Here is a 23,735-nt window from a genome sequence, read left to right on the forward strand (position 1 = left end):
GTGTGGTCGTACCGGCTCGTCGCCCCGTACACGTTCGAGAAATCCGATGTCCTGCCACGCTCGCCCGAATCGCTGGGCGACGGTCAGGTCCTGCTGCGGTTCCTCGCAGCCGGCATCTGTGGCAGCGACCTGCCCGCCTTCCGCGGTGTGAAGGGACGTCTGCCGTTCGACACCGGCCGCCAGGCGGCGGACAAGGACGGCTTCCCTATCCACGAGATCGTCGGGGAGGTCCTCGCGAGCAGGCATCCGTCCCATCGCCGCGGCGACCGGGTCGTGGGCTGGGCCTCGGGATTCGACGGCCTCATGGAGGAGGTGGTCGCCGACGGGGACGGTCTGCTGGCCTACACCGAATCGCTGAGCCCGGCCCACGCCGTGGCGCTGCAGCCGCTGGCCTGCGTGCTCTATGCCGTCGAGCAGCTGCCGGACCTCTCCGGGCGGCACGTCGCCGTGCTCGGTCAGGGATCGATCGGACTGCTGTTCTCCTACGTCGCCAAAGAGCGCGGCGCCGCGCAGGTCACCGGCGTGGACCCCGTCGACCGGGACGCCGTCGCGTCGTCCTTCGGCGTGGACACCGTCGTGCGGGCCACCAGCGACCGGTGGGTCAGCCACCTCACCCCGGATGCCCGGCCCGACATCGTCGTCGAGGCGGTCGGGCACCAGGTGGCCACGCTCGGGCATGCGGTGGAGGCGTGCGCCTTCGGCGGGACGGTGTTCTATTTCGGTGTGCCCGACGATGATTCGTACCCGATCAGCATGCGCACGATGCTCAGGAACAACCTGACGCTGAAATCGGGGGTGACGATGGAGCGCAGGCGGATGCTGGGGGAGGCCGACGCGTTCGCGGGGCAGCATCCCGGCCTGCTCGACCACTACCTCACCCATACGTTTCCCGCCGACGATGTCCAGGCCGCGTTCGAACTGGCCTCCCGGCCGGCGCCGGGACGCATCAAGATCGCGATCGTGGCCTGACATGGGCAGCAGACTGCAGGACGTCCTCGCGGCGAAGGCCCGTCTGTGGGGCGGCTGGATCGTCGGCCCCACGGTGATCGGGCCGGAGGAGTACGCGGCGGCCGGCTACGACTATGTCGGGTTCGACGTCCAGCACGGATATCTGACCGATGCCGACGTCGCGCTGATGCTGCGCCGGCTCGAGTACGTGCCCATCGCCACCGTGGTCCGGTTGCCCGATGCGAGCCCCGCACCGATCGGACGGGTGCTCGATGCAGGCGCCGACGGCGTCGTCATCGCGATGGTGGAGTCGGCCGCCGATGCCGCCGCCGCGGTGGCCGCCACCCGCTATGCCCCCGGCGGAGTCCGGAGTTTCGGGCCCCTGCGTGCAAGCATGGGCGCCGACCCGGCAGCCCTGCAGGCTCGGGCGTCGGTGTTCGCGATGATCGAGACGACCCGGGGCCTCGCGGCGGTCGACGAGATCTGCGGGGTCGACGGGCTCACCGGAATCTACGTCGGCCCTGCCGATCTGGCGCTCTCGATGGGTCACCGGCCGGCCGAGGCCTTCACGCGGCGTGACGTGCTCGATGTGATCCTGCAGGTTCAGCGTGCGGCCGCGCAGGCGGGGTTGGTCAGCGGGATCCACGCCGCGACAGGCGCGGCCGGTCATGCGATGGCGCAGAACGGATTCGGGATGATCACGCTCGCCAGCGAGTCGCAGGCGCTGCGCCGGGGTGCGGCCGCGCACCTCGCCGAGGCGCTCGGGGAGGAGGCCGGTGATGACCGCTGACCGCGTCGCGCTGGTCACCGGCGCCGCCCGCGGCCAGGGCGCCGCGATCGTGGCCCGGCTGCTGCAGGACGGATTGCGGGTGGCGGCCTGCGACATCCGGTTCGAAGAACTGACGCAGACGGTCGCCGACCTCGACGCCCACCGGGTCGTGGCGTACGACCTCGACGTCACCTCCGCCGAGCAGTGGAGCGCCACGGTGGATAGCGTCGTCACCCGCTTCGGAACGCTGACCGCGCTGGTGAACAACGCCGGTGTGCTGCACCGGGCTTCGCTGTCCGAGGAGACGGCGGTGGGATTCGAGAGCAGCTGGCGGGTGAACTGTCTTGGCCCGTTCCTCGGAATCCAGACCGCGCTGCCGCATCTGCGTGCCGCCTCCGGAGCCTCGATCGTCAACACCTGCAGTACCGGAGCCATCCGCCCGTTTCCCGGCCACAGCGCATACGGCTCGTCCAAATGGGCACTCCGGGGCCTCACTCAGGTCGCCGCCGTCGAACTCGCGCCCGCGGGTGTCAGGGTGAACGCGGTGTTCCCGGGGCCCGTCGACACCCCGATGCTCGACGAGGGCACGCAGTCCAGATTGGCCCGGCATGCACTGATGGGCCGAATCGGAAAACCCATGGAGATCGCGGACGCGGTCGCCTTCCTCGTCTCCGACCACGCCACCTTCATCACCGGTTCCGAGCTCATCGTCGATGGCGGGCAATCCCTGCAGATTGGATGACGACCCCCATGGCCAGAGACTTCACCGTCGGCATCATCGGCGCCGGACCCGGCGGGCTGGCGCTCGGAATTTTCCTGCGCAAAGCCGGATTCGACACCTTCACCCTCTTCGACCGCGAGGACGGCGTCGGCGGCACCTGGCGCGTCAACACCTATCCGGGCCTGGCGTGCGATGTGAAATCGCACCTGTACTCGTACTCGTTCGACCTGAACCCCCGCTGGTCTCGGCTGTGGTCTGGCCAACAGGAGATCCTCGACTATTTCGAGCGATGCGCGCTGCGCTACCGCCTGCACGACAATCTGCGTCTCGGCACCGAGATCGTCTCCGCACAGTGGAATCCTGACGAGCGCACGTGGTGCCTGACCACCCAGGCCGGCGAGGAACACCACTTCGATGTCGTGGTCTCGGCAGTCGGGCTGTTCACCGCGCCGGTCATGCCCGACCTCGTCGAAGAGGAGCCGTTCACCGGCACCCTCATGCACACCGCGCGGTGGGACCACTCGGTGGACCTGCGCGGCGCCCGGGTCGCGGTGCTCGGCACGGGTTCCACCGCCGCGCAACTGGTTCCGGAGGTCGCGAAACAGGCCGCGCAGGTGTACTCCGTGCAGCGCTCGCCGACCTGGGTGCTGCCGAAACCGGACCGTCCGTACACGGATCGGGAGAAGTGGGCCTTCGCCCACATCCCGCTGGCGAAAAAGATCTACCGAACGAGGTTGTGGCTGCGCAGCGAGTCGAACATCGCGGTCATCGAGCACGGCAGCGACAAGACCGAGGAGTTCAAGCGCATCGCGCTGCGCGCGCTGGAGAACGCCGTCGCCGACGACGACCTGCGTGCCAAGCTCACGCCCGCCCACCCCTTCGGCTGTAAACGGCTCGTGTTCGCCACCGACTACCTCCAGACGCTGACCCGCCCCCATGTCCAGGTCGTCTCCAGCCCCGCGACAGCCCTGCGCGCCCGGTCGCTGGTCACGGCCGACGGCACCGAGATCGGCGTCGATGTGGTGGTGTGCGCCACCGGATACGCCGCGGCCGACTATCTGGGCCAGATCGAGGTCCGCGGCGCCGACGGGGTGCTGCTGCGCGACACGTGGCGCGACGGGGCGTACGCCTACCTGGGAATGGCAGTGCCCGGATACCCGAACTTCTTCATGCTCTACGGCCCGAACACCAACGTCGGCTCGAACAGCGTCATCTTCATGCTGGAGGCGCAGGCCCGATACATCGTGCGCGCACTGAAGTACATGCGCCGCAAGAACAGATCCTCGATCGAGGTGCGCGCCGACGTGATGACGCGGTTCCTCGAACGGATCGACGCCTGGATGCAGGGCACCGTCTGGCTGACACGCTGCAGCAACTATTTCCGTGCACCCAACGGCCGGGTCGTCACCCAGTGGCCGCGCAGCGCCCGGGACTTCTGGGCGCGCACCCGGTGGTTCCGGCCCAGCGACTACCAGTTCGACACCCCCGGCGCCCGCCGCACCGTAGGCGTATCGGCCAGTACGGCCTCCGGTGGTGACACGCCGTGAACGTCCCGGAGCCGGCCGACATCGCCGAACGGCTCGAACCGGAGCTGCGGCACCTCGTCGCCGCACGGACCGACCTGTCGCCGCCGGTGCTCGGCGCGGTCCGCGACTCCCTGAACCAGCGGCGCGGTGACACCGCCCGCACCGCCGACCTTGTCGGTGTCGAGGTCGAGCAGCGCGACGTCACGGTCTCCGACGGGCACACCGTCACCGTCCGGATCTACCGCGGCGGTCCACCGCCGTCCCCGGCGGTGATCTATTGCCACTCCGGGGCTTTCGTCCTCGGTAACCTCGACACCGACCACCGCCAGTGCATCGAGCTCGCGCGCCGGGGGCGCGCCATGGTCCTGTCGGTCGACTACCGCCTGGCCCCCGAGCATCCGTATCCCGCGGCGCTGGACGACGCGGCCGCCGTGCTGGGGTGGGCGGCCCGCTGTGCCGCCGAACTGGGGATCGACGCGACCTCCCTCGCAGTCGCGGGCAGCAGCGCGGGTGCGGGGCTCGCGGCCAGACTGGCCCAACTCTCGGCGGCGGGTGAGGCGCCTCCCGTCGTCTTCCAGCTGCTGCACCAGCCGGTGCTCGACGACCGGCCCACGCCCTCGAAGGAGGAGTTCACCGCCACGCCGGGCTTCGACGCCGAGGCCGTGGAGTGGATGTGGCGGCACTACGGTGCGGGCGCAACGCTTCCCGACGATGCCGTTCCCGCCCGGGCCGAGCCGCTGCGGTCTCTGCCGGCGGCGCTGATCACCTGCTCGGAGCTCGACCCCCTGCGCGACGAGGCGATCGACTATGCGCTGCGTCTGATGTGGGCCGGCGTCGCCGCCGAAGTGCACGTCTTCGCCGGGACGTGCCACGGCTTCGACTCACTGCTACCCGACTGGGAGCTCAGCAGCCGGCTCTTCGACATGCAGGGAGCGGCCCTGCGGAGGGCCTTCCTACGCTGAGCTCCTCTGCGCCGCGTCGGCGAGCTCACGTGCCACGGCTTCGTGATAGGCGTCGATGTTCGCGGGGTTGACCGTGCGGAAGAAGCCGTCGGGCAGAGGCGAATCCCGGTACGCCTCGACGGTCATGGTGCGGCTGAACAACGTGATGCCCTCACCGGGCTGAGTGAACTTGTACTGCACCGTGATTCGTCCAGGCATTCCGCCCTGGCCGTCGCTGTCGTGGCCGAGGTTACCGACCGAGTTGAACATCCACAGCTTCGGCCGCATCGCGATGGCCAGATGCCAGGTGAAGATCCGCGCCCCGTCCGGTCCGGATTCGGTCCAGGTGTCGCCGACCTCCAGAGGCAGCTTCCCGGGACTCGTGCCCACGTGGGAGCTGCCCGGATACGTCTTCGGCCAGTTGCTGGGATCGGTCACGAAGTCGTAGATGGTCTCGGGGGACTGGGTGAAGGCCGTCTCTGAGGTCGTCGTCACGATACCCACACTGCTCACCCTTCGCCGGAAGCTCTCCATACTTTACAAAGCATCGCCATACTGTCACGCTGCGTGGAGGGAGCCAAGTGGGTGTGGACAGGAGCGGTGGCGATGGACTTCTCGGAAGTCGTGCTGTCAGACGAGGATCGGGCGTTCCAGTCCGAGCTCCGCGCGTTCCTGGCGTCGGTCGTGACCGAGGACGTCATCGCCCGCGACCGTGAGACCGGCGACAACTTCAACGAAGAGGTCCACCTGGCACTCGGTGACGCCGGTTACCTGCAGCGGGACTGGCGTAGCGAGGCCGACGGCGGATTCACCGCTGTGCAGCGACGGATCTGGGAGCTGGAGATCGGCCGCGCGCACACTCCCTGGTTCCACTGGGGCACCACGTCGATGGTGGCCCACGCGGTGGCGACGTTCGGATCAGACGAGCTGAAGGCCGAGGTTCTGGACGAGGTGCTGGCAGGCAGATACCGCCTGTGCCTGGGCTACACCGAACCCGAGGGCGGGTCGGATGTGGCCACCTGCAAGACGCGCGCCGTCCGCGACTCCGACGGCTGGATCATCAACGGTTCGAAGATGTTCACGTCCAATGCCCAACACGCGCAGTACGTCTACCTCATCACCAACACCGACCCGGACGCTCCCAAACATCAGAGCCTGACGATGTTCCTCGTGCCGCTCGACTCACCGGGGGTGGAGATCCAGCCGATCCGTACGGTCGACGGCGATCGGACCAACATCACCTTCTACAGCGACGTCCGCGTCGACGACCGCTACCGCGTCGGACCCGTCAACGGCGGATGGGGGGTCCTGCGCGAAGCGCTCAACGCCGAACACGGCACCGTCGAGCGAGACGCCGGCGGGCTGGACAAGATCGCCGTCATGACCGAGCACGTGCTGCTGCTGGCCGACGAGGTCGACCGGGTCGCCCGACAGGTGCAGTCCGCCGGGCTGCTCTCCGACGCCGCGGTGGCCTATCGGCTGGGCCGGTGCGTGACCCGCCTGGAGGCCGCCATGAGTACGCCGGGGATGTTCGGCCGGGTGGCCATCGCCCAGACCCTGCGCGACATCACACCCGACCTGATGGACATCCTCGGTGCACCGTCGGCGGTGCCGTCGGGGCTCAGCGCCGAGTACCTCTTCCGTCTGGCGTCGCCCATGGGCATCTACGGCGGCACGCTCGACGTGTTCCGCAACATGATCGCCCAGCACGCGCTGGGCCTGGGCAAGCCCGCCTACGCCCCTCCGGCGAAAAGGTCGTAGCCGGATCAGAGCCGCGGGACGACCTCGGAGGCGAGCAGCTCGAGCGTCCCGTCCGAGCAGCGGTCGTGGGTGAACAGCACGATCTGGCCGAAGCCCGCGTCGACCAGCGCGCCCAGTTTGTCCACCAACACCGCCGGGGTTCCGATCAGATCGGTGTCGTGCAGGCCGAATCCCGGCCCGCCGAACCGTTTCTCGGCCAGGCTGCGGACTTTCGGCAGGGAGGCCTCGTCGGGTGCCAGCGCCATCACCGCCTCGATCGAGAGCACGATCGTGGCCGGGTCTCGGCCGATGTCGTCGCAGAGCGAGTGCAGGACCGCGACCTTCCGGTCGATCTGGTCCAGGGCATAGGTGGGGACGTTCCAGACGTCGGCGAAGCGGGCCACCAGCGGCAGCGTGAACTTCTCGCCGACCCCGCCGACGACGATCGGTGGGCGGGGACGCTGCAGCGGTCCGGGTTTCACCGGCATGTCCGTGACGGTGAAGTGCTTGCCGGCGAAGTCGATCCGCTCGTCGGCGAACGCCTGATGCAGGATCGCCAGTGTCTCGCCGAGTTGTTCCGAGCGCTCGCCGAACGTCCCCCAGGGCAGACCCGCCCGGCGGTGCTCGTCTTCGATCGAGCCGCTGCCGATCCCCAGCGACAGCCGTCCGCCCGAGATCTGGTCCAGCGTGGTCGCCATCTTCGCCAGGGTGACGGGGTGGCGGAACTGGTTGCACAACACCATGTGTCCGACGCGCAGTCGCTCGGTGCGGCTCAGCAGCGCGGTGGCCACCGTCCACGCCTCGAGGGACGGGTACTCCGGCATCCCCGGGCCGTAGAGATGATCGAACAGCCACAGCGAGTCGATGCCCAGTTCCTCGCAGCGGCGCGCGCGGTGCAGGAGGTCGTCGAAGGCAAACCCCATCTGGGGCAGGTAGACGCCGATCTCCGGCCTGCTCATCGTGCCTCCCGTGCTGTACATTCCGCCACCTGCATGGTAACGACATTCTCTGAAGCGGAGAAGGCGATTCTGGTCAGGAGGCCGTATGCAGTTCGCGATCACCCACCCGATGCACAGTCACCCCTACAACCCGGAGCTGGTCTCGGGTGCAGGGATTGCCAGGGTGGCCGGCGCGGCCGAGGAGGCCGGCTTCGGCGGATTCGGTTTCACCGACCACCCCGCGCCGTCGCAGCGGTGGCTGGAGTCCGGCGGTCATGACGCCCTCGACCCCTTCGTGGCGATGGGATTCGCGGCGGCCCACACCACGAACCTGAGGCTGATCCCGAACATCGTCGTGCTGCCGTACCGCAACCCGTTCGTCGTCGCCAAGGCCGGCGCCACGCTCGACCTGATCTCGGGCGGACGGTTCACCCTCGCCGTCGGTGTCGGCTATCTCAAACGCGAATTCGCGGCACTGGGAGTCGATTTCGACGATCGCGCCAATCTGTTCGAGGAGTCGCTGGATGTCATCCGCGAGATCTGGACCGGCGACGACCTGAACTACGACGGCACGAACTTCAGCGCCAAGGGGATCACCGCGCACCCGAGGCCGGTCAGCACGCCGCACCCGCCGATCTGGGTGGGTGGGAACACCTCGGCGGCGCGGGCGCGCGTCGCCAGGTACGCCCAGGGCTGGTGCCCCTTCCAGGCCCCCGCGGTGCTCGCGCAGACGGCCCGCACCGCGGCGCTGGAATCCGTGAAGCAGCTCAAGGCCGGCATCGACGATCTGCACCGCCGGCTGGACGACGCCGGGCGGGATCCGCAGAGCGTGGACATCACGTTCACCAACGGCGCCGGGGGGACACCGGGGGCCGCCGACTTCGACGCCGAGGAATTCCTCTCCGGCGTCGGCGAACTCGAGGCGGTCGGGGTGACCTGGATTCAGGTGAACGTGCCCGGCGACAGCCTCGCCCACGCCGTCGAGGCGATCGAGCAGTTCGGCGAGACCGTCATCCGGCGAGCCTGACCAGTGTCTTGCCGATGTTGGCGCCGGTGAACAGGCCGTTGAGCGCGTCCACGCAGGATTCGATGCCCTCGAAGATGTGCTCGCGATGGGTGAGCAGGCCCTGCTCCTCCCACCGGCGCAGCGCGGTGAACGCCTCGTCGAAACGGCCCCACTCGTCGAGGGCGTTGAAGCCCTGCATGGTCGCCGTTCTGGCCAGCAGGTTCACGTAATTGGCCGGGCCGGGATGGTCCCCGGTCAGATAGCTGGAGATCACCCCGCACAGCACGACGCGCGCCCGGTGGGCGAGTCGCCCGAGCACGGCGTTGAGAATGGGCCCGCCGACGTTGTCGAAGTACACGTCGACCCCCTTCGGGCAGTGCTTTTTCAGGGCGGCGGGCACGTCGTCGTTGCGGTAGTCGATGCACGCATCGAAGCCGAAATCCTCCACCACCGCCCGGCATTTGTGCGGGCCCCCGGCGATACCGATGACACGCGCGCCCGCGATCTTGGCGATCTGACCGGCGACCGATCCCGTCGCCCCGGCCGCGGCGGACACCACCACCGTCTCGCCGGGTTGCGGGCGTCCGATCCCGGTCATCCCGAAGTAGGCGGTGGCCCCCGTCGGCCCGTAGATGGACATCACGGCGAGCTGATCGACCTGGTCGCCGGGACCCGGGACAGGCGTGGTGAACAGGTCGTCGCGGACCAGCGTGTACTCCTGGAACCCCGTCAGCGTCGTCACGATGTCGCCGACCGCGTAAGCCTCGCACCGGGATTCGACGACCTCGCCGATGCCGGCAGCCCGGATCACCTCGCCGAGCTGCACGGGCGGAAGGTAACTCGGCTGGTCGTCGAGCCACGTTCTTGCCGCCGCGTCGATGCCGACATACGTCGTGCGCACCAGCGCCTCACCGTCGCCGGGTTGCGGTGCCGCCACCGCCACCAGCTCGGTGTCCTCCGGCGCGACAAGGCCGTTCGGGCGACGGCGCAGCAGGATCTGGCGGTTCGTCAGCGTCGACACCCGCCAGAACCTACCGAAGGCGCATCGCGGCCGGACCCCAATCGGTCACACCCGCCACAGTGCTTCCTGGGTCGTCGTGGCGATCAGTGCGCCCGCGGAGCTGTACAGCGAGCCGTGCACCAAGCCCCGGCAGTCACCGACATTGAGCGGGTGCACCTCGTAACGGTGCCAGTCGTGGGGCACGTACGGGCGGTGGAACCACACCGAATGGTCCAGGCTCGCCGCGTATCCGAGACCGGGTTCCAGCGAGGCCCCCGAGGGGCGGGCGACCGGGACGGGACCGAAGTCCGACATGAAGGTCAGCGTGCAGGCACGGATCAGCGGATCGTCCTCGATCGTCTCGCGCGTGCGGATCCAGAACGGTGGCACGGCGAAGATGGAATCGTCCTCGGGTCGGGTGCGGATGTCGAAGCGCGCGGCGTACTCGATGTCGGGCTCTTTGGCGACAGCTGCGGCGAGGTCGAGCGACGGCGCGGGCGTCGGATACTCGTCGGCGCCGGGCTCGGGGGAGTGGAACGACGCGATCATCTCCAGGATGACCGCATCCTGCTGTACCGCCGTCACGCGGCGGGTGTCGAACGACCGGCCGTCACGGGTGCGTTCGACGTGCAGTTCCACATCGACGCCGTAGCGGCCGCCGCGCACGAAGTACAGATGCAGCGACTGGGGCAGTTTTCCGGGGTCGACGGTCGCCCCTGCGGCGCCCAGGGACTGGGCCGCGATCATGCCGCCGAACAACCGGGGACCCGGGCCCGCCGGGGGCGGCGAGGTGACGAAGGTGTCGCCGCGACGATCGAACCGTAGGAGCTGCGCGATCCAACTCGAGTTGACACCTGTCATCAACAGCAGACCCTATCGGGCGGCGAAGTACTTCTCTCCGTCGGTGGCCGCACGACCGAACCCGGCCTTCAGTACAGGCGCCAGGACCTTGAACGGTAGCCGCAACGCGCTCACCGGTTCGATCGCCACCAGCCAGGTGAACCGGGTGCCGGCGCCGTCGGGTGTGATGCGGTAGTCCTCGGCGAAGCGGCGGAACAGCGGCACGTTGGCCTCGTACGCCCAGAACGAGTATCCCGACCCCTCGTCCCACCGGAAGAAGCGCTCGCGGACCAGCGACGGGCCGGTTCCCACCTCGCGGGTGGTGCCGACTCCGAACGGCCGCGGCGACGTCCAGGTGACCGACCCGACCGTCGAGCCCCAGGCGGCCAGCGACTCGTCGGATTGCAACGATTCCCACACCTGGTCCGGCGTTGCCGCGTAGTGCTTTTCGTACCGGAACACGTGCGGGGCGGTGTCGAAGAAGCCGGCGTCGGCCGACTCGAGGGCATACCAGCGTGTCATGGCATGCAGCATCGCCTGTGCTGTGCGAGCTGACAAGCGGGACCGCTCAGAACGCCGCCTCCGGCAGGTTCATCAGGTCGTCGACGGTGTCGTCGAGCTCCTCGACGATGCGCCGGACCGCCGACAGCGGGGGCAGCATGTTCGCCGCGAAGAACGATGCGGTGGCGATCTTGCCCTCGTAGAACGGGGCGTCGCCGGCACTGTGCCCGCCCTCCAGCGCCGCCTGGGCCACGAGCGCCTGATCGAGAAGCCGCCATCCGATGAGCAGGTCGCCGACGGCCAGGAGCAGGCGCACCGAGACCATCCCGACCTTGTAGATCTCGCGGGGCCGCTCCGAGGCCGCCATCAGGTAGCCCGTCACGGCGGCCGTCATCGCCTGGACGTCCTCCAGCGCCGTGCGCAGCAGCATCGCCTGTGGCTTGAGCCTGCCGTCGCAGGCATCGACGGTGCGCACGATCTGGGCGGTTACGTGGGCCAGCGCCTCGCCACGGTCACGGACGACCTTGCGGAAGAAGAAGTCCAGCGACTGGATCGCCGTCGTGCCCTCGTAGAGGGAGTCGATCTTCGAATCCCGGATGTACTGCTCGATCGGGTAGTCCTGCAGGAAACCCGAGCCGCCCAGCGTCTGCAGCGATTCGGTCAGGATCTCGTAGGCCCGCTCCGACCCCACCCCCTTGACCACCGGCAGCAACAGATCGTCGACCCGGTGCGCCATGGAGGGGTCCGCTCCGGAGGTCTGAGCCGCCATGTCGTCGTTCTGGTGCGCTGCGGCGTACATGTACAGCGCGCGCAGCCCTTCGGCGTAGGCCTTCTGGGTGAGCAGGCTCCGGCGCACGTCGGGGTGGTGCATGATCGTCACCCGCGGCGCGGTCTTGTCGGTCATCTGGGTGAGATCCGCGCCCTGGACGCGCTCCTTGGCGTAGGCCAGCGCGTTCAGGTAGCCGGTCGAGAGCGTGCCGGCGGACTTCACCCCGATCGTCATGCGCGCGTGCTCGATGACGGTGAACATCTGGGCGATGCCGTTGTGCACGTCGCCGACGAGGTAGCCGACCGCGGGCCTGCCGTGGGCGCCGAACGTCAGCTCGCACGTCGGGGAGCTCTTCAGCCCCATCTTGTGCTCCAGGTTCGTCACGAACACCCCGTTGCGTTCGCCGAGTTCCATCGTCTCGGGGTCGAACAGGATCTTCGGTACGTAGAACAGGCTCAGACCCTTGGTACCTGCGCCGGCACCCTCGGGACGGGCCAGCACGAGGTGGAAGATGTTCTCGGCGGTGTCGCCGACGTCCCCGCCGGAGATGAACCGTTTGACGCCCTCGATGTGCCAGGTGCCGTCGGGTTGTGCGATCGCCTTGGCCCGGCCTGCACCCACGTCGGAGCCCGCGTCGGCCTCGGTGAGGACCATGGTCGCGGCCCAGCCCCGTGCGAGGCCTTCGGCGGCCCAATTCCTTTGCTGCTCAGTGCCTTCGACCGCGAGGGCATGGGCCATCGCCGGACCCAGGGCGTGGAAGAAACCGACGGCGGGATTGGCACAGAACATCATCTCGCCGATGGCCCAGGTCAACGCGGCCGGTGCGGGGACCCCGCCGATCTCCTCGGCGATGCCCAGCCTCCACCACTGCGCGTCCTTGACCGCGGACACGGTGCGCGCGATCTCCTCCGAGACCGAGATGCTGTGTGTCGCCGGGTCGAAGACCGGCGGATTGCGATCGGCGTCGACGAACGACGCCGCGACCGGGCCTTCGGCGAGCCTGGCCACCTCGTCGAGCATCGTGCGTGCGGTGTCGACGTCGAGGTCTCCGTAGTCGCCGGCGTCGAGCACGTCGCCGATGCGGAGCACTTCGAAGAGGTTGAACGCGAGATCGCGGACGTTGGCGATGTAGTGGCCTTGACCCATGACGGGCAGTGTGAGGGTCCAGCAAAGGCGTACGCAACCGTAACCTGGGCAAACCTACGGTAACGCAACCGTAGGGTGCGAGGTCCGATCCTTATGTGATGTCACTCACACCTGGCATCCGCAATCCTCGTAGGATGCCGAGGCGGGCAGCTCGGCCAGGACGTCGACCTTCGTCTCGTCGAAGCTGAGGAGGCCCTTGATCGGCGTGCTCTCCGGCAGCGGTTCCTCGTAGCTCCATGCGGCGTCCTCGATGACGACGCCGTCCGTGACGGCGTGCCAATAGGTCGCATACCCCTTGTAATTGCAGTAGCTCGACGTCTCCGAGCGCTGCAGCAGGTCCGTGCGGACGGTCGACGGGGCGACGTACAACCGGGGTCGCAGTGCGGTCTCGAACAGGATCACGGTGTCGACGGTGTCGACCAGCACCGTGTCCCCGACGCTCACTCTCAGGCCGCGCCCGGTGGGGCGGCAGTCGACGCGGTGGTACGGATTGGGCGGATAGTGCACCAGCCGCCGGCCCTCCTCGAACCACGTGTCGACAGCCGACCACGGGACCACGCAGTACCCGGGTGCTTCCGGCACGGGTTTGCTCGGAAGCTCGCCGACGTCCTCGACGGAGAATGCGTAGGCCAGTGGGTGACCCTGCCGGTGCACCATCAGGGCCCGCTCGGTGTCGATCACCGGGTGTCCGTCGACGAGTGCCTGGATGCGCCGCGGATGCGGTTCGATGTAGACGAGATCGCCTGTCGCGGGGGGAGTGAGCTGACCGGCCCGGTCGCGGCTGAGCGGTCCACTGCCGGCAACGAGGCTCATCGAAGCGACCCCGGGACAACGGTTTTCGTACCGACCATCGCGACCTCGACTCTGCGTTGCTGGGGTGTGTGCACGGTTCGCGACCGAGTTTACAAAGAGATCGGCGAATGTCACGGTGCCGGTTTTCGTGACGATGCCGTGCCGGCCAAGTTCTGCTAACAAGGAGTGTCAGATTCCATCCATCGCACGCCCGTAGGGGCGAAGATCGCTGGAATGGGTACACGTCCGACGGTGTCGATGGCGAACGGGGTGGCGCGGTGAGACGACTCAACGGTGTGGACGCGATGATGCTCTACAGCGAGACGCCCGAGATCCACATGCACACCCTCAAGATCGGTGTGCTCGATGTGTCGAACGTCGAGGGCTATGACTTCGAGCTGTTCCGCAGGGCTGCCCTGCCGCGGCTGCACGCGCTGGCTCCGCTGCGCTACCAACTGGTCGACATCCCGTTCAAGCTGCATCATCCGATGTGGGTGCAGAACGCCGAGATCGATCTGGACTACCACCTGCGCCGCGCGCGGGTCGCCGCCCCCGGGGGACGCCGCGAGCTGGATCAACTGATCGGCGAGATCGCCGGCACACCCCTGGACCGCAACCACCCGCTGTGGGAGATGTACATCGCAGACGGTCTGGCGGACAACAAGATCGCAGTGATCCACAAGGTGCATCACGTACTGGCCGACGGCGTCGCCTCGGCGAACCAGATGGCGATGGCCATCGGGGCGCGCGAGCCCGAGATCGGCGGGCAGCTCGCCGCCTACCCGGCCGAATCGACGGCGCCGGGAAATCTGGTCCGAGGCGCGGGCCGCGACCATGTCGGTCAGCTGCGCAGGCTTCCGAAGCTCGTGAACGAGACCGCGACCGGGGTGTCGCGCGTGCGACGGAAGGCCAGGGAGCGCGGGCGGCACCCCGACCTCGCGCGCAACTTCGCCCCGCCGCCGTCGTTCATCAACCATGTCGTCACGCCCGGGCGCCGGTTCGCCACGGCGCCGCTGGCTCTCGCCGACGTCAAACAGACCGCCCGGCATCTCGGGGTCACTCTCAACGACATCGTGCTGGCCACCGCCGCAGGCGCGCTGCGCGAACTGCAGCTGCGCTACGACGGCAAGGCCGACGTCCCGCTCATCGCCGGGGTGCCGGTCAGCTACAACACCTCGCCGGAACGCCTGGTGGGCAACGAATTCACCTATATGACACCGTCGTTGCCGGTCCACGTCGACGATCCCCTGGAACGGGTCCGGTTGACCGCGACGGCGACCGCGATCGCGAAGGAGAACCACAGCCTGCTGGGCCCCACCCTGTTACCGTCGTGGCTCACCTATCTCCCGCCGGGGACGACGCCGCGGGTCTTCCGGATGCAGGCCCGACGCCTGGAGTCGGCGATGGTGATGAACCTCACGATCTCCAACGTTCCCGGCCCACGCGAACGCGGCTGCGTCGAAGGTGCGGTCGTCGACGAGATCTACTCCGTCGGACCCATCGTCGCCGGCAGCGGGATGAACATCACGGTGTGGAGCTACGTCGACCAGCTGGCCATCTCGGTGCTGACCGACGACCGGACCCTCAAGGATCCCCACGAGGCGACCGACGCGCTCATCGCGTCGTTCACCGAGATCCGCGCCGCGGCCGGGTTGCCAGCGGAATTGACACCCGTCGAAACGGCCATGCCGATCGCCCCCGCCCTGTAACTCCCGGAAGCTGTTGTTCGCAGCCCTCTTTCGCGGTCGACGCCCTCCCGCCTCCGTCAGCCGAAATACGAACGAGGCTTTACAGAACACTGCGAGAGTGTCACGCTGTCTGAGGCGCGACGGGATGCGCGCGGGAGGGTGGCGCGATGACGATGTTTGACGTGAACGACCTCGGGGCGTTCGAGCGAAGAGGATCCGGTGTGCGGACGTCCGGCGAGATACTGCATACCTACGACCTCACGGTGATCGCCTCCGACGCCGACAGCGTGGTCGCGTCGGCCGGAGGCTGGCTCTGCGATCGGGTCCGTGCCGGCTGGCAGGTCACGGTCGTGGTACCGGAGGCGGCCGACGTGCGTGCGCTGACGATCCTCGGCGTGGCGGTGGAGACGTCGATGCCGCACGACGAAGCGCTGCAGCAGCCCGCGGCAGCCGTCGCGGTCGATGCGTCCGTCCTGCGCCGCGACGACTCGGTGCGGCGCGACGTGCTGCGGTTGGTGGATTCGCGACGGGTCGAGGTCACGGTGTGGGGCGAGGCGCCGCTGTTCGGGTCCGACGCGCGATTCGAGCGGGTCCGTCACCGCCTCAGCGCAGCCGCCCGCGCGTTCAAATCCGGCGCCCTACGCACGTCCGGGCATGCGGAAACCCATTCCGGTGCCGAAGAATTCGTCAGTACCGCACTCTGGTATCCGCCCGACGGGGCTGACCTGGTGCCGATCGCGGAACGCTAGGTCCGCGGCGTCGTCACGCCGCGCTGGGACCGGATGTCAGCGGGTGTCGCGGTTGCGGTGGGAGTACCAGCTGCGCGCCACGAAGCCCCAGACGAACAGGGCGAACGCGACCAGGAAGATGTCCTCGACACGACCGGTGTGATTGCCGTGGATCATCAGCAACAGGAAGGCGCCGGCCAGCAGGCCGCCGATCTGGAAACCGCGCAGGCTTCCGGTCGACCAGCCCCATTCCGCGGACGGTACTTCCTCGATGTCCACGCCGGTGCGTCGTTCCACCTCGGTGCTTGCCACGGCTGGCTCCTCAGGGTCGGGCGACTCTTCCGCCGCCATTCTGACACAGCACTACTACGAGTCGACGTAGAGCCGGGTCTATCGCGCAGTAGGCTCCCCGGTCATGACAGCTGAGGGCTCACACGGCGTCTTCGACGGCAAGGCGGTGCTGGTCACCGGCGCCGCCCGCGGGCAGGGCCGGGCCCATGCGGTCCGGTTCGCCGAAGAGGGCGCCGATGTCATCGCGGTCGACGTCTGCGCTCAGCTCGACTCCGTCGCCTACCCGATGTCGACGCCCGAGGACCTCGCCGAGACCGCGCGGCTCGTCGAACAGACCGGCCGCCGGATCGTCGCCGAGCGCGCCGACGTGCGTGACCGCGACCGCCTGGCCGAGGTCGTGGCCAGGGGAGTGGAGCAGTTCGGTCGTCTCGACTTCGTCCTCGCCAACGCCGGGATCCTGCCCGCCGCAGGTCCGCAGGGCCGCGACATCGCGGCCTTCACCGACGCCGTGGGCGTGATGCTCAACGGTGTGTACTACACCATCGACGCGGCACTGCCCGCCCTGCTGGACAACCCCGACGGCGGAGCCATCGTCATCACCAGCTCCGCGGCCGGATTCACCTCTGTCAGCACCGAATTCGGCACGATGAACCACGGTGCGGCCGGGTACACCGCGGCCAAGCACGGCGTCATCGGCCTGATGCGCCACTTCGCCCGCTCGCTCGCCGAGAAGAACATCCGCGTCAACTCCGTCCATCCCGGAGGGGTCGCCACCCCGATGGTGCTCAACCAGGCGATGGCCGAGTGGGCCGGCGAACACCCGTCGTTCAGCGCCGCCCAGCAGGCCCTGCTGCAGCTGCCGATGATGGAGCCGCGCGATGTCAGCGACGCGATGGTCTACCTGTGCGGGCCCTCCGGCAGGTACCTCACCGGCGTGGCGCTGCCGCTCGACGCCGGCCAGACCCTGAAGTAGTCATCCGACGGGGTTATCCGACGGGGTTGTCTGGTCGGATTCCTCAACGCGGCTCGTTCCTCGCCGCTTGATCGTCATCCGACGGCGCTATAGCGGCGCAGGGCCTCCGCCCTCTCCTGCTTGTGGTCCACGATCGGCTGCGGGTAGTCCACCGGTCGGTCGTCGCCGAGGTTGTGGACGTCCACGGTGCTGTCCAGGTCGCGCAGTTCCTCGACCCAGCGCCGCACATAGACCCCCGACGGGTCGAACTTCTTGCCCTGCGTCGTCGGATTGAACACCCGGAAGTACGGGGCCGCGTCGGTGCCGCACCCCGCCGCCCACTGCCAGCCGTGCTGGTTGTTGGCCATGTCGCCGTCGACGAGCTGCTCGAGGAACCAGCGCGCACCCCACTGCCAGGGCAGATGAAGGTCCTTGACCAGAAACGACGCGACGATCATCCGCACGCGGTTGTGCATGAAGCCCGACTCGGCCAACTGGCGCATTCCGGCATCGACGATCGGGAATCCCGTCCGCCCGGCCTTCCACGTCTCGAAGGACTTCTCCGCTGCCTGGCCGTCGTCGACCTTGATGTCGTCGAACGCGGTGTTCCAGTTCCACCACACGCTGCGCGGCCACTCGTGGACCACCGACGCATAGAAGTCGCGGAAGGCCAGCTCACGCAGGTAGGTCTGGGCGCCCTCGCCGCGGCCCAGATCCGCAGCCAGGGTCCGCGGGTGCATCGTGCCGAATTTCAGATGGGCCGACATGCGGCTCGTCGCGTCGAGGTCGGGCCGATTGCGGTCCTCGCCGTAGCTCTTCAGACCTTCCTCGACGAACTGCGTCCACTGATCGCGCGCTCCCTTCTCCCCGGCCGGCCGATCGAGCTCGACACCGAGGTCGGGAATCTCGACGATCTGCGGCCCCTTCGTCACCTCGGCCGGGTCGATCCAGCGTGCCGACGTCTTGTCCGACTCCGCCGGCTTACGCCACCCGTGTTTCCGCCAGGCGTCGAAGAAAGGTGAGAACACCTTGTAGGGGCTGCCGTCGCCCTTGGTCACCCGACCCGGGCTGACCAGGTAGGGCGACCCCGTGGCGACCAGCTCGACGTCGCCGAGCGCCTCGCGCACCCGCTCGTCGCGCCGTCTGCCGTAGGGGAGGTGCTCCTCGGAGATGTGCACGGAGCCCGCGCCGACGGCCCTGGCCACCGCGGGGATCCGTTCCGTGGGGTCACCGTCGGTGACGAACAGCCGCCCGTCAAGGCTGTCGCGGAGGTCGCGCAGCGCCTCGTAGAGATACTGCAGGCGCCGCGGACCCGCCGACGCCTGCAGCGTGCCGTCGAGGACGTAGCAGGCCAGCACGTCGCCGTCGACATCCGCGGCCGCCAGCAGGGCGGGCAGATCGGCGAGTCGTAGATCTCGGCGAAACCACAACACGGCGGGCATGGCATTGATGCTGCCCCCGATCTTCGGTAGAGAAACGGGGAGTCGGCGATTCTGACGAAAGGGTTAGGCCTGTGCAGTTCTGGTCCGGCGCGACGTTCCTCGACACCACCGATGTCCTCCCGCTGGCGCGGATGCTCGACGAGGCCGGCTACGACGGCATGGTCACCTCCGACCACATGATCTACCCGCGCCGGCTGCAGTCCACCTATCCCGATTCCGAGACCGGCACGCCGCCGTGGCCCGCCGAGACGGCGTGGCCGGATGCGTGGGTCCTCACCGGTGCGATGGCGGCGGTGACCACGCGGCTGCGTTTCTCGAACGCGGTCTACATCGCTCCCGCCAGGCCGCTGCTGGAGGTCGCCAAACAGGTCGCCACCGCGGCGGTCCTCTCCGGCGGCCGGGTCGCCCTCGCTGCCGGGGTCGGCTGGATGCGCGAGGAGTACGACCTGATGGGTCAGGACTTCTCCACTCGGGGCAGGAGGCTCGACGAGATGATCCCCGCGCTGCGGGCTCTGTGGCAGGGCGGGTGGGTGTCGTGGAGCGGAGAGCACTACGAAGTGCCCGAGATGATGATCGAACCTCATCCGCCCGGTCGTGTCCCGATCTTCTGCGGCGGCGAATCCGAGGCGGCACTGCGGCGTGCGGCGAGACTGTGCGACGGCTGGGTCGGCTACGCCTATCGGTGGGAGGAGGCCGTCGGCTATGCGCGCAGGCTCACCGCTCTGCGCCGCGAGTACGGCCGTCTCGACGAACCGTTCGACATCCTGCTGGCGCTTATGGAGCCCCCGACCCCGCAGCTCTACCTACGCGCCGAACAGGAAGGCATCACGTCGGTGATGGTCGCGCCGTGGATGGGCGCCGATCTGGGCGGGTCGACCGGCGTCGAAGGGTTCCGCGGCCCCATCGAGAGATTCGCCGAGACCGTCATCGCCAAGGTGCGGAGTTGACGCGACGTCGCCACCCGACGCGGGTGGCGCGTCGACATCGCCCGAACACTTCCCGGTCCACTGCCCCCGGACGCGAGGATCCCCCGCACAGCCGGGGGGGAAGGTGCGGGGGATCCTCTGTCGGAGCGCCGTCGGCTACATTGCCGGCGGCATCAACACGGTGTCGATGAGATAGACAGTCGCGTTGGCCGTCTGTACGCCACCGCAGACCACGGAGGCGTTGTTGACCATCAGGTGGTCGGGCATACCGGTGACGTTCACCGTGGCGCCCTGCACCGTGGCGTGTTCACCGACGACCTGCTCGGGTGCGGCCTGACCCGGAACCACGTGGTAGGTCAGGATATTCGTCAGCAGGTCGGCGTCGGTCTTGAGGGTCTCGACCGTCGCCGGGTCGAGTTTGGCGAACGCCTCGTCGGTCGGGGCGAACACGGTGAACTCACCGCCGTTGAGCGTGTCGACGAGGTTGACGGCCGGATTCAACTGTCCGGACACCGCTTTCGTCAGTGTGGTGAGCATCGGGTTGTTCGATGCCGCGGTGGCGACCGGATCCATCGCCATGCCCTGAACCGAGCCAGGGCCCTGGGGCACCTGCTGGACGTAGGCCGCGCAGCCCGGTCCGACCGGGGCCGCAGAGGCCGTCGATGCGGTGCCGAGTGAGAGGCCGACGGCCGCAGCCATCGCGAAACCCGCTCCGAGAACTGATTTTCCGGTGACATACATGAGTTTCATCCCTTCCTGTTCGCTAGTTGGCCGGAGGCATCAGAACGGTGTCGATCATGTAGACCGTCGCGTTGGCGGTCTTCACGCCGCCGCAGACCAGGCCCGCGTCGTTGACCTTCAGGTCGTTGCCCGCGCCGGTCACGGTGACCGGTGCGCCCTGCACGGTGGTGTGCTCGCCGGCGACCGCGTCGGGAGCGGCCTGACCCGGAACCACGTGGTAGGTCAGGATGCTGGTCAGCAGGTCGGAGTCGGTCTTGAGGGTTTCCAGCGTCGCGGGGTCGATCTTGGCGAACGCGTCGTTGGTCGGCGCGAAGACGGTGAACTCGTCGCCGTTGAGCGTGTCGACCAGGTTCACGTTGGGGTTGAGCTGGCCGGACAGCGCCTGGGTGAGGGTGGTGAGCTGCGGGTTGTTGGACGCCGCGACGGTGACCGGATCGGCGGCCATACCGGCGACGGAGCCGGGGCCCTCGGGAACCTGTTCTGCGTATGCGGCGCAACCGGTTCCGATGAGGTTGGCGGCGGGATCAGCGGCGGGGGCCGACGTCGACGTCGTCTCCGAGCCCGTCGCGGACTCAGCGGCCGACTCGGCCGCGCTGGTGGCAGAGGAAGCGTTGCTCGAGGCCTCTTCGCTCGAACAGGCAGCCGCGCCGAAAATGGCGAGAGCAGCGAGTCCGGCCGCGGCGGTCGTCTTCCGGTGGTGTGTCTTCATTTCCTCATCCCTTCGCGTACGGACACCGTTGCCCGCACTGACTTGGCACACGGGTAATTCCCAGCCGCCACGCAGTTGGATGGGTTCGGATCGCTGGTGTCACATTCACGTCACAACCCTTACGGCGACGTCCCGATCCGGGTCGGGACATCCGGTACACGCGATGGCGGCACAATGAAGCGGTGACAGCATCCGGCGACCGGCTCCGCGTACTGATCCTGGGCAGCACCGGCTCGATCGGAACCCAGGCCCTGGAGGTGATCGCCGCCAACCCCGACCGCTTCGAGGTCGTCGGGCTCGCCGCAGGGGGAGGCTCTCGCGAGCTGCTGGCCCGGCAGCGCGCCGAGACCGGTGTGACGAACATCGCCGTGGCCGACGAAGCGGCCGCCGACGCGATCGGAGACGTCCCCTTCGCCGGACCCGACGCCGCCACCCGCCTCGTCGAGACCACCGAAGCCGACGTCGTGCTCAATGCGCTCGTCGGCGCCCTCGGGCTCACACCGACTCTGGCCGCCCTGGCCACCGGTGCGCGGTTGGCGCTCGCCAACAAGGAGTCGCTGATCGCCGGGGGACCACTGGTCCAGCGGGCAGCCGCACCCGGCCAGATCGTGCCCGTCGACTCCGAGCACTCGGCGCTGGCCCAGTGTCTCCGCGGCGGGACCGGCGACGAGGTGGCCGCGCTGGTGCTGACGGCCTCCGGCGGCCCGTTCCGCGGCTGGACCGCCGACCGGCTCGAGAGCGTGACCCCCGAGCAGGCCGCTGCCCATCCGACCTGGTCGATGGGCCCGATGAACACTCTGAACTCTGCGTCGCTGGTCAACAAGGGCCTGGAACTCATCGAGACCCATCTGCTGTTCGGCATCCCCTACGACCGCATCGAGGTCGTCGTGCACCCGCAGTCGATCGTGCACTCGATGGTGACGTTCACCGACGGCTCCACCCTGGCCCAGGCCAGCCCGCCGGACATGAAGCTGCCCATCGCGCTGGCGTTGGGCTGGCCCTCGCGGGTGCCCGGCGCGGCCGCCGCGTGCGACTTCTCCACGGCGTCGCGCTGGGATTTCGAGCCCTTGGACGACACCGTCTTCCCGGCTGTGACCCTGGCCCGGCAGGCCGGGCAGGCGGGTGGCTGCCTGCCGGCGATCTACAACGCGGCGAACGAGGAAGCCGCCGAGGCGTTCCTTCAGGGGCGGATCCGCTTTCCGGCGATCGTGCGAACTGTGGCCGGTGTGCTGCGCGCTGCCGACCAGTGGGCCGCCGAACCAGCTACCGTGGATGACGTACTCGACGCACAGAACTGGGCCCGTGACCGGGCGCGGAGCGCAGTCGAGGCCGAAAACCGCAGGTAAGTATCCGGTAGTAGTAGTTAGGACTGGCCGCCCAGATGATGTACGTGCTCGGCGTGACGCTGTTCGCGCTCGCCATTCTGGTATCGGTGGCACTGCACGAGTGCGGCCACATGTGGGTGGCCCGCGCCACCGGGATGAAGGTGCGCCGCTACTTCGTCGGCTTCGGACCCACCCTGTGGTCGACGTTCCGGCCCAACCGGCTGGGCCAGACCGAGTACGGCATCAAGGCGGTACCGCTGGGCGGGTTCTGCGACATCGCCGGGATGACCGCCGTCGAGGAACTCGACCCTGCTGACCGGCCTTACGCGATGTACAGGCAGAAGACCTGGAAGCGCGTCGCGGTCCTGTTCGCCGGCCCGGCGATGAACTTCCTCATCGGGCTGATCCTGATCTACGCCATCGCGATCATCTGGGGTCTGCCCAACATCAAGGCGCCGACCACCGCCGTCGTCGGCGAGACTTCGTGCATCAAATCCGAAGTCGCGCAAGGCGAATTGGGGGACTGCATCACGCCCAGCCCCGCCGCGGCGGCCGGCGTCCAGGCCAACGACGTCATCCTCAAGGTCGGTGACACCGAGGTGCCGACGTTCGACGCACTCGTCGAGGCGGTGCGTCAGCAGAACGGTCCGACGACGCTGACCGTGCAGCGCGACGAGAACGGCACGCTGCGCGAGTTCACCACCACCGTCGACGTCACCCCCAGCCAGCGGTACGTGGCGGGCGAGGAGGGCGGGCCCGCCGTGCCCGTCGACGTCGGCAGCATCGGCGTCACCGCCGCGCAGTTCGGGCCGACGCAGTACAACCCGCTGACGGCCGTCCCGGGGACCCTCGTCTTCACCAAGGACCTGGCCGTCGAGCTCGGCAAGGCGATCGTGAAGATCCCCACCAAGGTCGGCGCGCTCGTGCACTCCATCACCGGAGGCGAGCGCGACCCGGAGACGCCCATCAGCGTCGTCGGCGCGTCCCGGATCGGCGGCGAGACCGTCGAGCACGGCATCTGGGTCGCGTTCTGGTTTTTCCTGGCCCAGCTGAACTTCGTCCTCGGCGCCGTCAACCTGATCCCGCTGCTGCCCCTCGACGGCGGACACATCGCGATCGCGCTCTACGAGAAGGCCCGCAACAAGATCCGGGAGGCGCGCGGCAAAGTGGCCGGCGCACCCGTCAACTATTTGAAGCTGATGCCCCTCACCTACGTGGTGATCATCGTGATGGTGGGCTTCACGCTTCTCACCGTGACAGCCGACGTGATCAACCCGATCACGTTGTTCCAGTAAA

The 23,735-nt window shown here is 68.5% G+C and carries 24 protein-coding genes; 13 read left to right on the forward strand and 11 right to left on the reverse strand.

Going from position 1 to position 23,735, the window contains the following annotated elements; genetic code table 11:
* The 5 genes from FHR72_RS07420 to FHR72_RS07440 are packed head-to-tail and all read left to right on the forward strand — an operon-like array spanning position 1 to position 4,926.
* Positions 1–969, forward strand: coding sequence for a zinc-binding dehydrogenase (locus FHR72_RS07420; protein ID WP_183467310.1), 969 nt, complete (start codon positions 1–3; stop codon positions 967–969).
* A gap of 1 nt (position 970) precedes the next feature.
* Positions 971–1,738, forward strand: a complete 768-nt coding sequence (locus tag FHR72_RS07425; protein ID WP_183467311.1) for an HpcH/HpaI aldolase family protein — start codon at positions 971–973, stop codon at positions 1,736–1,738.
* A complete protein-coding gene (locus tag FHR72_RS07430; RefSeq protein ID WP_183467312.1) occupies positions 1,728–2,459 on the forward strand; it encodes an SDR family NAD(P)-dependent oxidoreductase in 732 nt (243 codons plus the stop codon). The genes FHR72_RS07425 and FHR72_RS07430 overlap by 11 nt, the downstream gene beginning before the upstream one ends.
* An 8-nt stretch (positions 2,460–2,467) precedes the next feature.
* Entirely contained in the window at positions 2,468–3,985 is a 1,518-nt protein-coding gene (locus FHR72_RS07435; RefSeq protein WP_183467830.1) for a flavin-containing monooxygenase, read from the forward strand.
* Entirely contained in the window at positions 3,982–4,926 is a 945-nt protein-coding gene (locus tag FHR72_RS07440; RefSeq protein WP_183467313.1) for an alpha/beta hydrolase, read from the forward strand. Before FHR72_RS07435 ends, FHR72_RS07440 begins: the two co-directional genes overlap by 4 nt.
* Here FHR72_RS07440 and FHR72_RS07445 read toward each other — a convergent pair.
* Positions 4,918–5,409, reverse strand: a complete 492-nt coding sequence (locus FHR72_RS07445) for an SRPBCC family protein (RefSeq protein WP_183467314.1) — start codon at positions 5,407–5,409, stop codon at positions 4,918–4,920. The two genes, FHR72_RS07440 and FHR72_RS07445, sit on opposite strands and share 9 nt — an antisense overlap.
* Positions 5,410–5,511: 102 nt before the next feature.
* On the opposite strand from FHR72_RS07445, the gene FHR72_RS07450 reads away from it, so the two are divergent.
* The gene (locus FHR72_RS07450; RefSeq protein WP_183467831.1) at positions 5,512–6,666 is read left to right on the forward strand and encodes an acyl-CoA dehydrogenase family protein; all 1,155 of its coding nucleotides are present in this window, start codon (positions 5,512–5,514) and stop codon (positions 6,664–6,666) included.
* A gap of 5 nt (positions 6,667–6,671) precedes the next feature.
* Here the strand turns inward: FHR72_RS07450 and FHR72_RS07455 are convergent, their stop codons facing one another.
* On the reverse strand, positions 6,672–7,604 hold the full coding sequence (locus FHR72_RS07455) for an LLM class flavin-dependent oxidoreductase (protein WP_183467315.1): 933 nt from the start codon (positions 7,602–7,604) through the stop codon (positions 6,672–6,674).
* An 85-nt stretch (positions 7,605–7,689) separates the two neighbouring features.
* On the opposite strand from FHR72_RS07455, the gene FHR72_RS07460 reads away from it, so the two are divergent.
* Positions 7,690–8,610 (forward strand): LLM class F420-dependent oxidoreductase, encoded by a 921-nt coding sequence (locus FHR72_RS07460; RefSeq protein ID WP_183467316.1) that lies wholly within the window; start codon positions 7,690–7,692, stop codon positions 8,608–8,610.
* On the opposite strand, the gene FHR72_RS07465 is transcribed toward FHR72_RS07460, so the two are convergent.
* The 5 genes from FHR72_RS07465 to FHR72_RS07485 form a co-directional block, all read right to left on the reverse strand.
* Positions 8,594–9,610 carry an NADP-dependent oxidoreductase gene (locus FHR72_RS07465; protein ID WP_183467317.1) on the reverse strand — a complete coding sequence of 339 codons (1,017 nt, stop codon included), beginning with the start codon at positions 9,608–9,610 and terminating at the stop codon, positions 8,594–8,596. The two genes, FHR72_RS07460 and FHR72_RS07465, sit on opposite strands and share 17 nt — an antisense overlap.
* 45 nt (positions 9,611–9,655) lie before the next feature.
* On the reverse strand, positions 9,656–10,450 hold the full coding sequence (locus FHR72_RS07470) for an acyl-CoA thioesterase (protein ID WP_183467318.1): 795 nt from the start codon (positions 10,448–10,450) through the stop codon (positions 9,656–9,658).
* A 12-nt stretch (positions 10,451–10,462) separates the two neighbouring features.
* Positions 10,463–10,951 carry an SRPBCC family protein gene (locus tag FHR72_RS07475; protein ID WP_183467319.1) on the reverse strand — a complete coding sequence of 163 codons (489 nt, stop codon included), beginning with the start codon at positions 10,949–10,951 and terminating at the stop codon, positions 10,463–10,465.
* A gap of 46 nt (positions 10,952–10,997) precedes the next feature.
* A complete protein-coding gene (locus FHR72_RS07480; protein WP_183467320.1) occupies positions 10,998–12,845 on the reverse strand; it encodes an acyl-CoA dehydrogenase in 1,848 nt (615 codons plus the stop codon).
* A 105-nt stretch (positions 12,846–12,950) separates the two neighbouring features.
* Complete coding sequence (locus tag FHR72_RS07485; protein WP_183467321.1) at positions 12,951–13,658, reverse strand: DUF427 domain-containing protein; 708 nt, start codon at positions 13,656–13,658, stop codon at positions 12,951–12,953.
* Between the two features lie 257 nt (positions 13,659–13,915).
* On the opposite strand from FHR72_RS07485, the gene FHR72_RS07490 reads away from it, so the two are divergent.
* Both FHR72_RS07490 and FHR72_RS07495 read left to right on the forward strand, forming a co-directional pair.
* Positions 13,916–15,346, forward strand: a complete 1,431-nt coding sequence (locus FHR72_RS07490) for a WS/DGAT/MGAT family O-acyltransferase (protein WP_183467322.1) — start codon at positions 13,916–13,918, stop codon at positions 15,344–15,346.
* Positions 15,347–15,492: 146 nt separating this feature from the next.
* On the forward strand, positions 15,493–16,074 hold the full coding sequence (locus FHR72_RS07495) for a hypothetical protein (protein ID WP_183467323.1): 582 nt from the start codon (positions 15,493–15,495) through the stop codon (positions 16,072–16,074).
* Positions 16,075–16,110: 36 nt separating this feature from the next.
* Here FHR72_RS07495 and FHR72_RS07500 read toward each other — a convergent pair whose 3' ends face one another.
* A complete protein-coding gene (locus FHR72_RS07500) occupies positions 16,111–16,365 on the reverse strand; it encodes a DUF2631 domain-containing protein (protein WP_183467324.1) in 255 nt (84 codons plus the stop codon).
* A gap of 103 nt (positions 16,366–16,468) precedes the next feature.
* Between FHR72_RS07500 and FHR72_RS07505 the strand changes: the two genes are divergently transcribed.
* Entirely contained in the window at positions 16,469–17,317 is an 849-nt protein-coding gene (locus tag FHR72_RS07505) for a mycofactocin-coupled SDR family oxidoreductase (protein ID WP_183467325.1), read from the forward strand.
* Positions 17,318–17,391: 74 nt separating this feature from the next.
* Here the strand turns inward: FHR72_RS07505 and FHR72_RS07510 are convergent, their stop codons facing one another.
* A complete protein-coding gene (locus FHR72_RS07510) occupies positions 17,392–18,738 on the reverse strand; it encodes a cryptochrome/photolyase family protein (protein ID WP_183467326.1) in 1,347 nt (448 codons plus the stop codon).
* 71 nt (positions 18,739–18,809) lie between these two features.
* Here FHR72_RS07510 and FHR72_RS07515 point away from each other — a divergent pair, with 71 nt between their 5' ends.
* Positions 18,810–19,685, forward strand: coding sequence for a TIGR03619 family F420-dependent LLM class oxidoreductase (locus FHR72_RS07515; RefSeq protein ID WP_183467327.1), 876 nt, complete (start codon positions 18,810–18,812; stop codon positions 19,683–19,685).
* A 135-nt stretch (positions 19,686–19,820) separates the two neighbouring features.
* Here FHR72_RS07515 and FHR72_RS07520 read toward each other — a convergent pair whose 3' ends face one another.
* The gene (locus FHR72_RS07520; protein ID WP_183467832.1) at positions 19,821–20,405 is read right to left on the reverse strand and encodes a fasciclin domain-containing protein; all 585 of its coding nucleotides are present in this window, start codon (positions 20,403–20,405) and stop codon (positions 19,821–19,823) included.
* Between the two features lie 22 nt (positions 20,406–20,427).
* Positions 20,428–21,114, reverse strand: coding sequence for a fasciclin domain-containing protein (locus tag FHR72_RS07525; RefSeq protein WP_183467328.1), 687 nt, complete (start codon positions 21,112–21,114; stop codon positions 20,428–20,430).
* Between the two features lie 182 nt (positions 21,115–21,296).
* Here FHR72_RS07525 and dxr point away from each other — a divergent pair, with 182 nt between their 5' ends.
* Both dxr and FHR72_RS07535 read left to right on the forward strand, forming a co-directional pair.
* On the forward strand, positions 21,297–22,460 hold the full coding sequence (dxr, locus tag FHR72_RS07530) for a 1-deoxy-D-xylulose-5-phosphate reductoisomerase (RefSeq protein WP_183467329.1): 1,164 nt from the start codon (positions 21,297–21,299) through the stop codon (positions 22,458–22,460).
* 35 nt (positions 22,461–22,495) lie between these two features.
* On the forward strand, positions 22,496–23,734 hold the full coding sequence (locus FHR72_RS07535; protein ID WP_183467330.1) for a M50 family metallopeptidase: 1,239 nt from the start codon (positions 22,496–22,498) through the stop codon (positions 23,732–23,734).
* Position 23,735: the final 1 nt, after the last annotated feature.

Origin of the sequence: Mycolicibacterium iranicum, assembly GCF_014190915.1 — a bacterium.
Classification (GTDB): domain Bacteria; phylum Actinomycetota; class Actinomycetes; order Mycobacteriales; family Mycobacteriaceae; genus Mycobacterium; species Mycobacterium iranicum_B.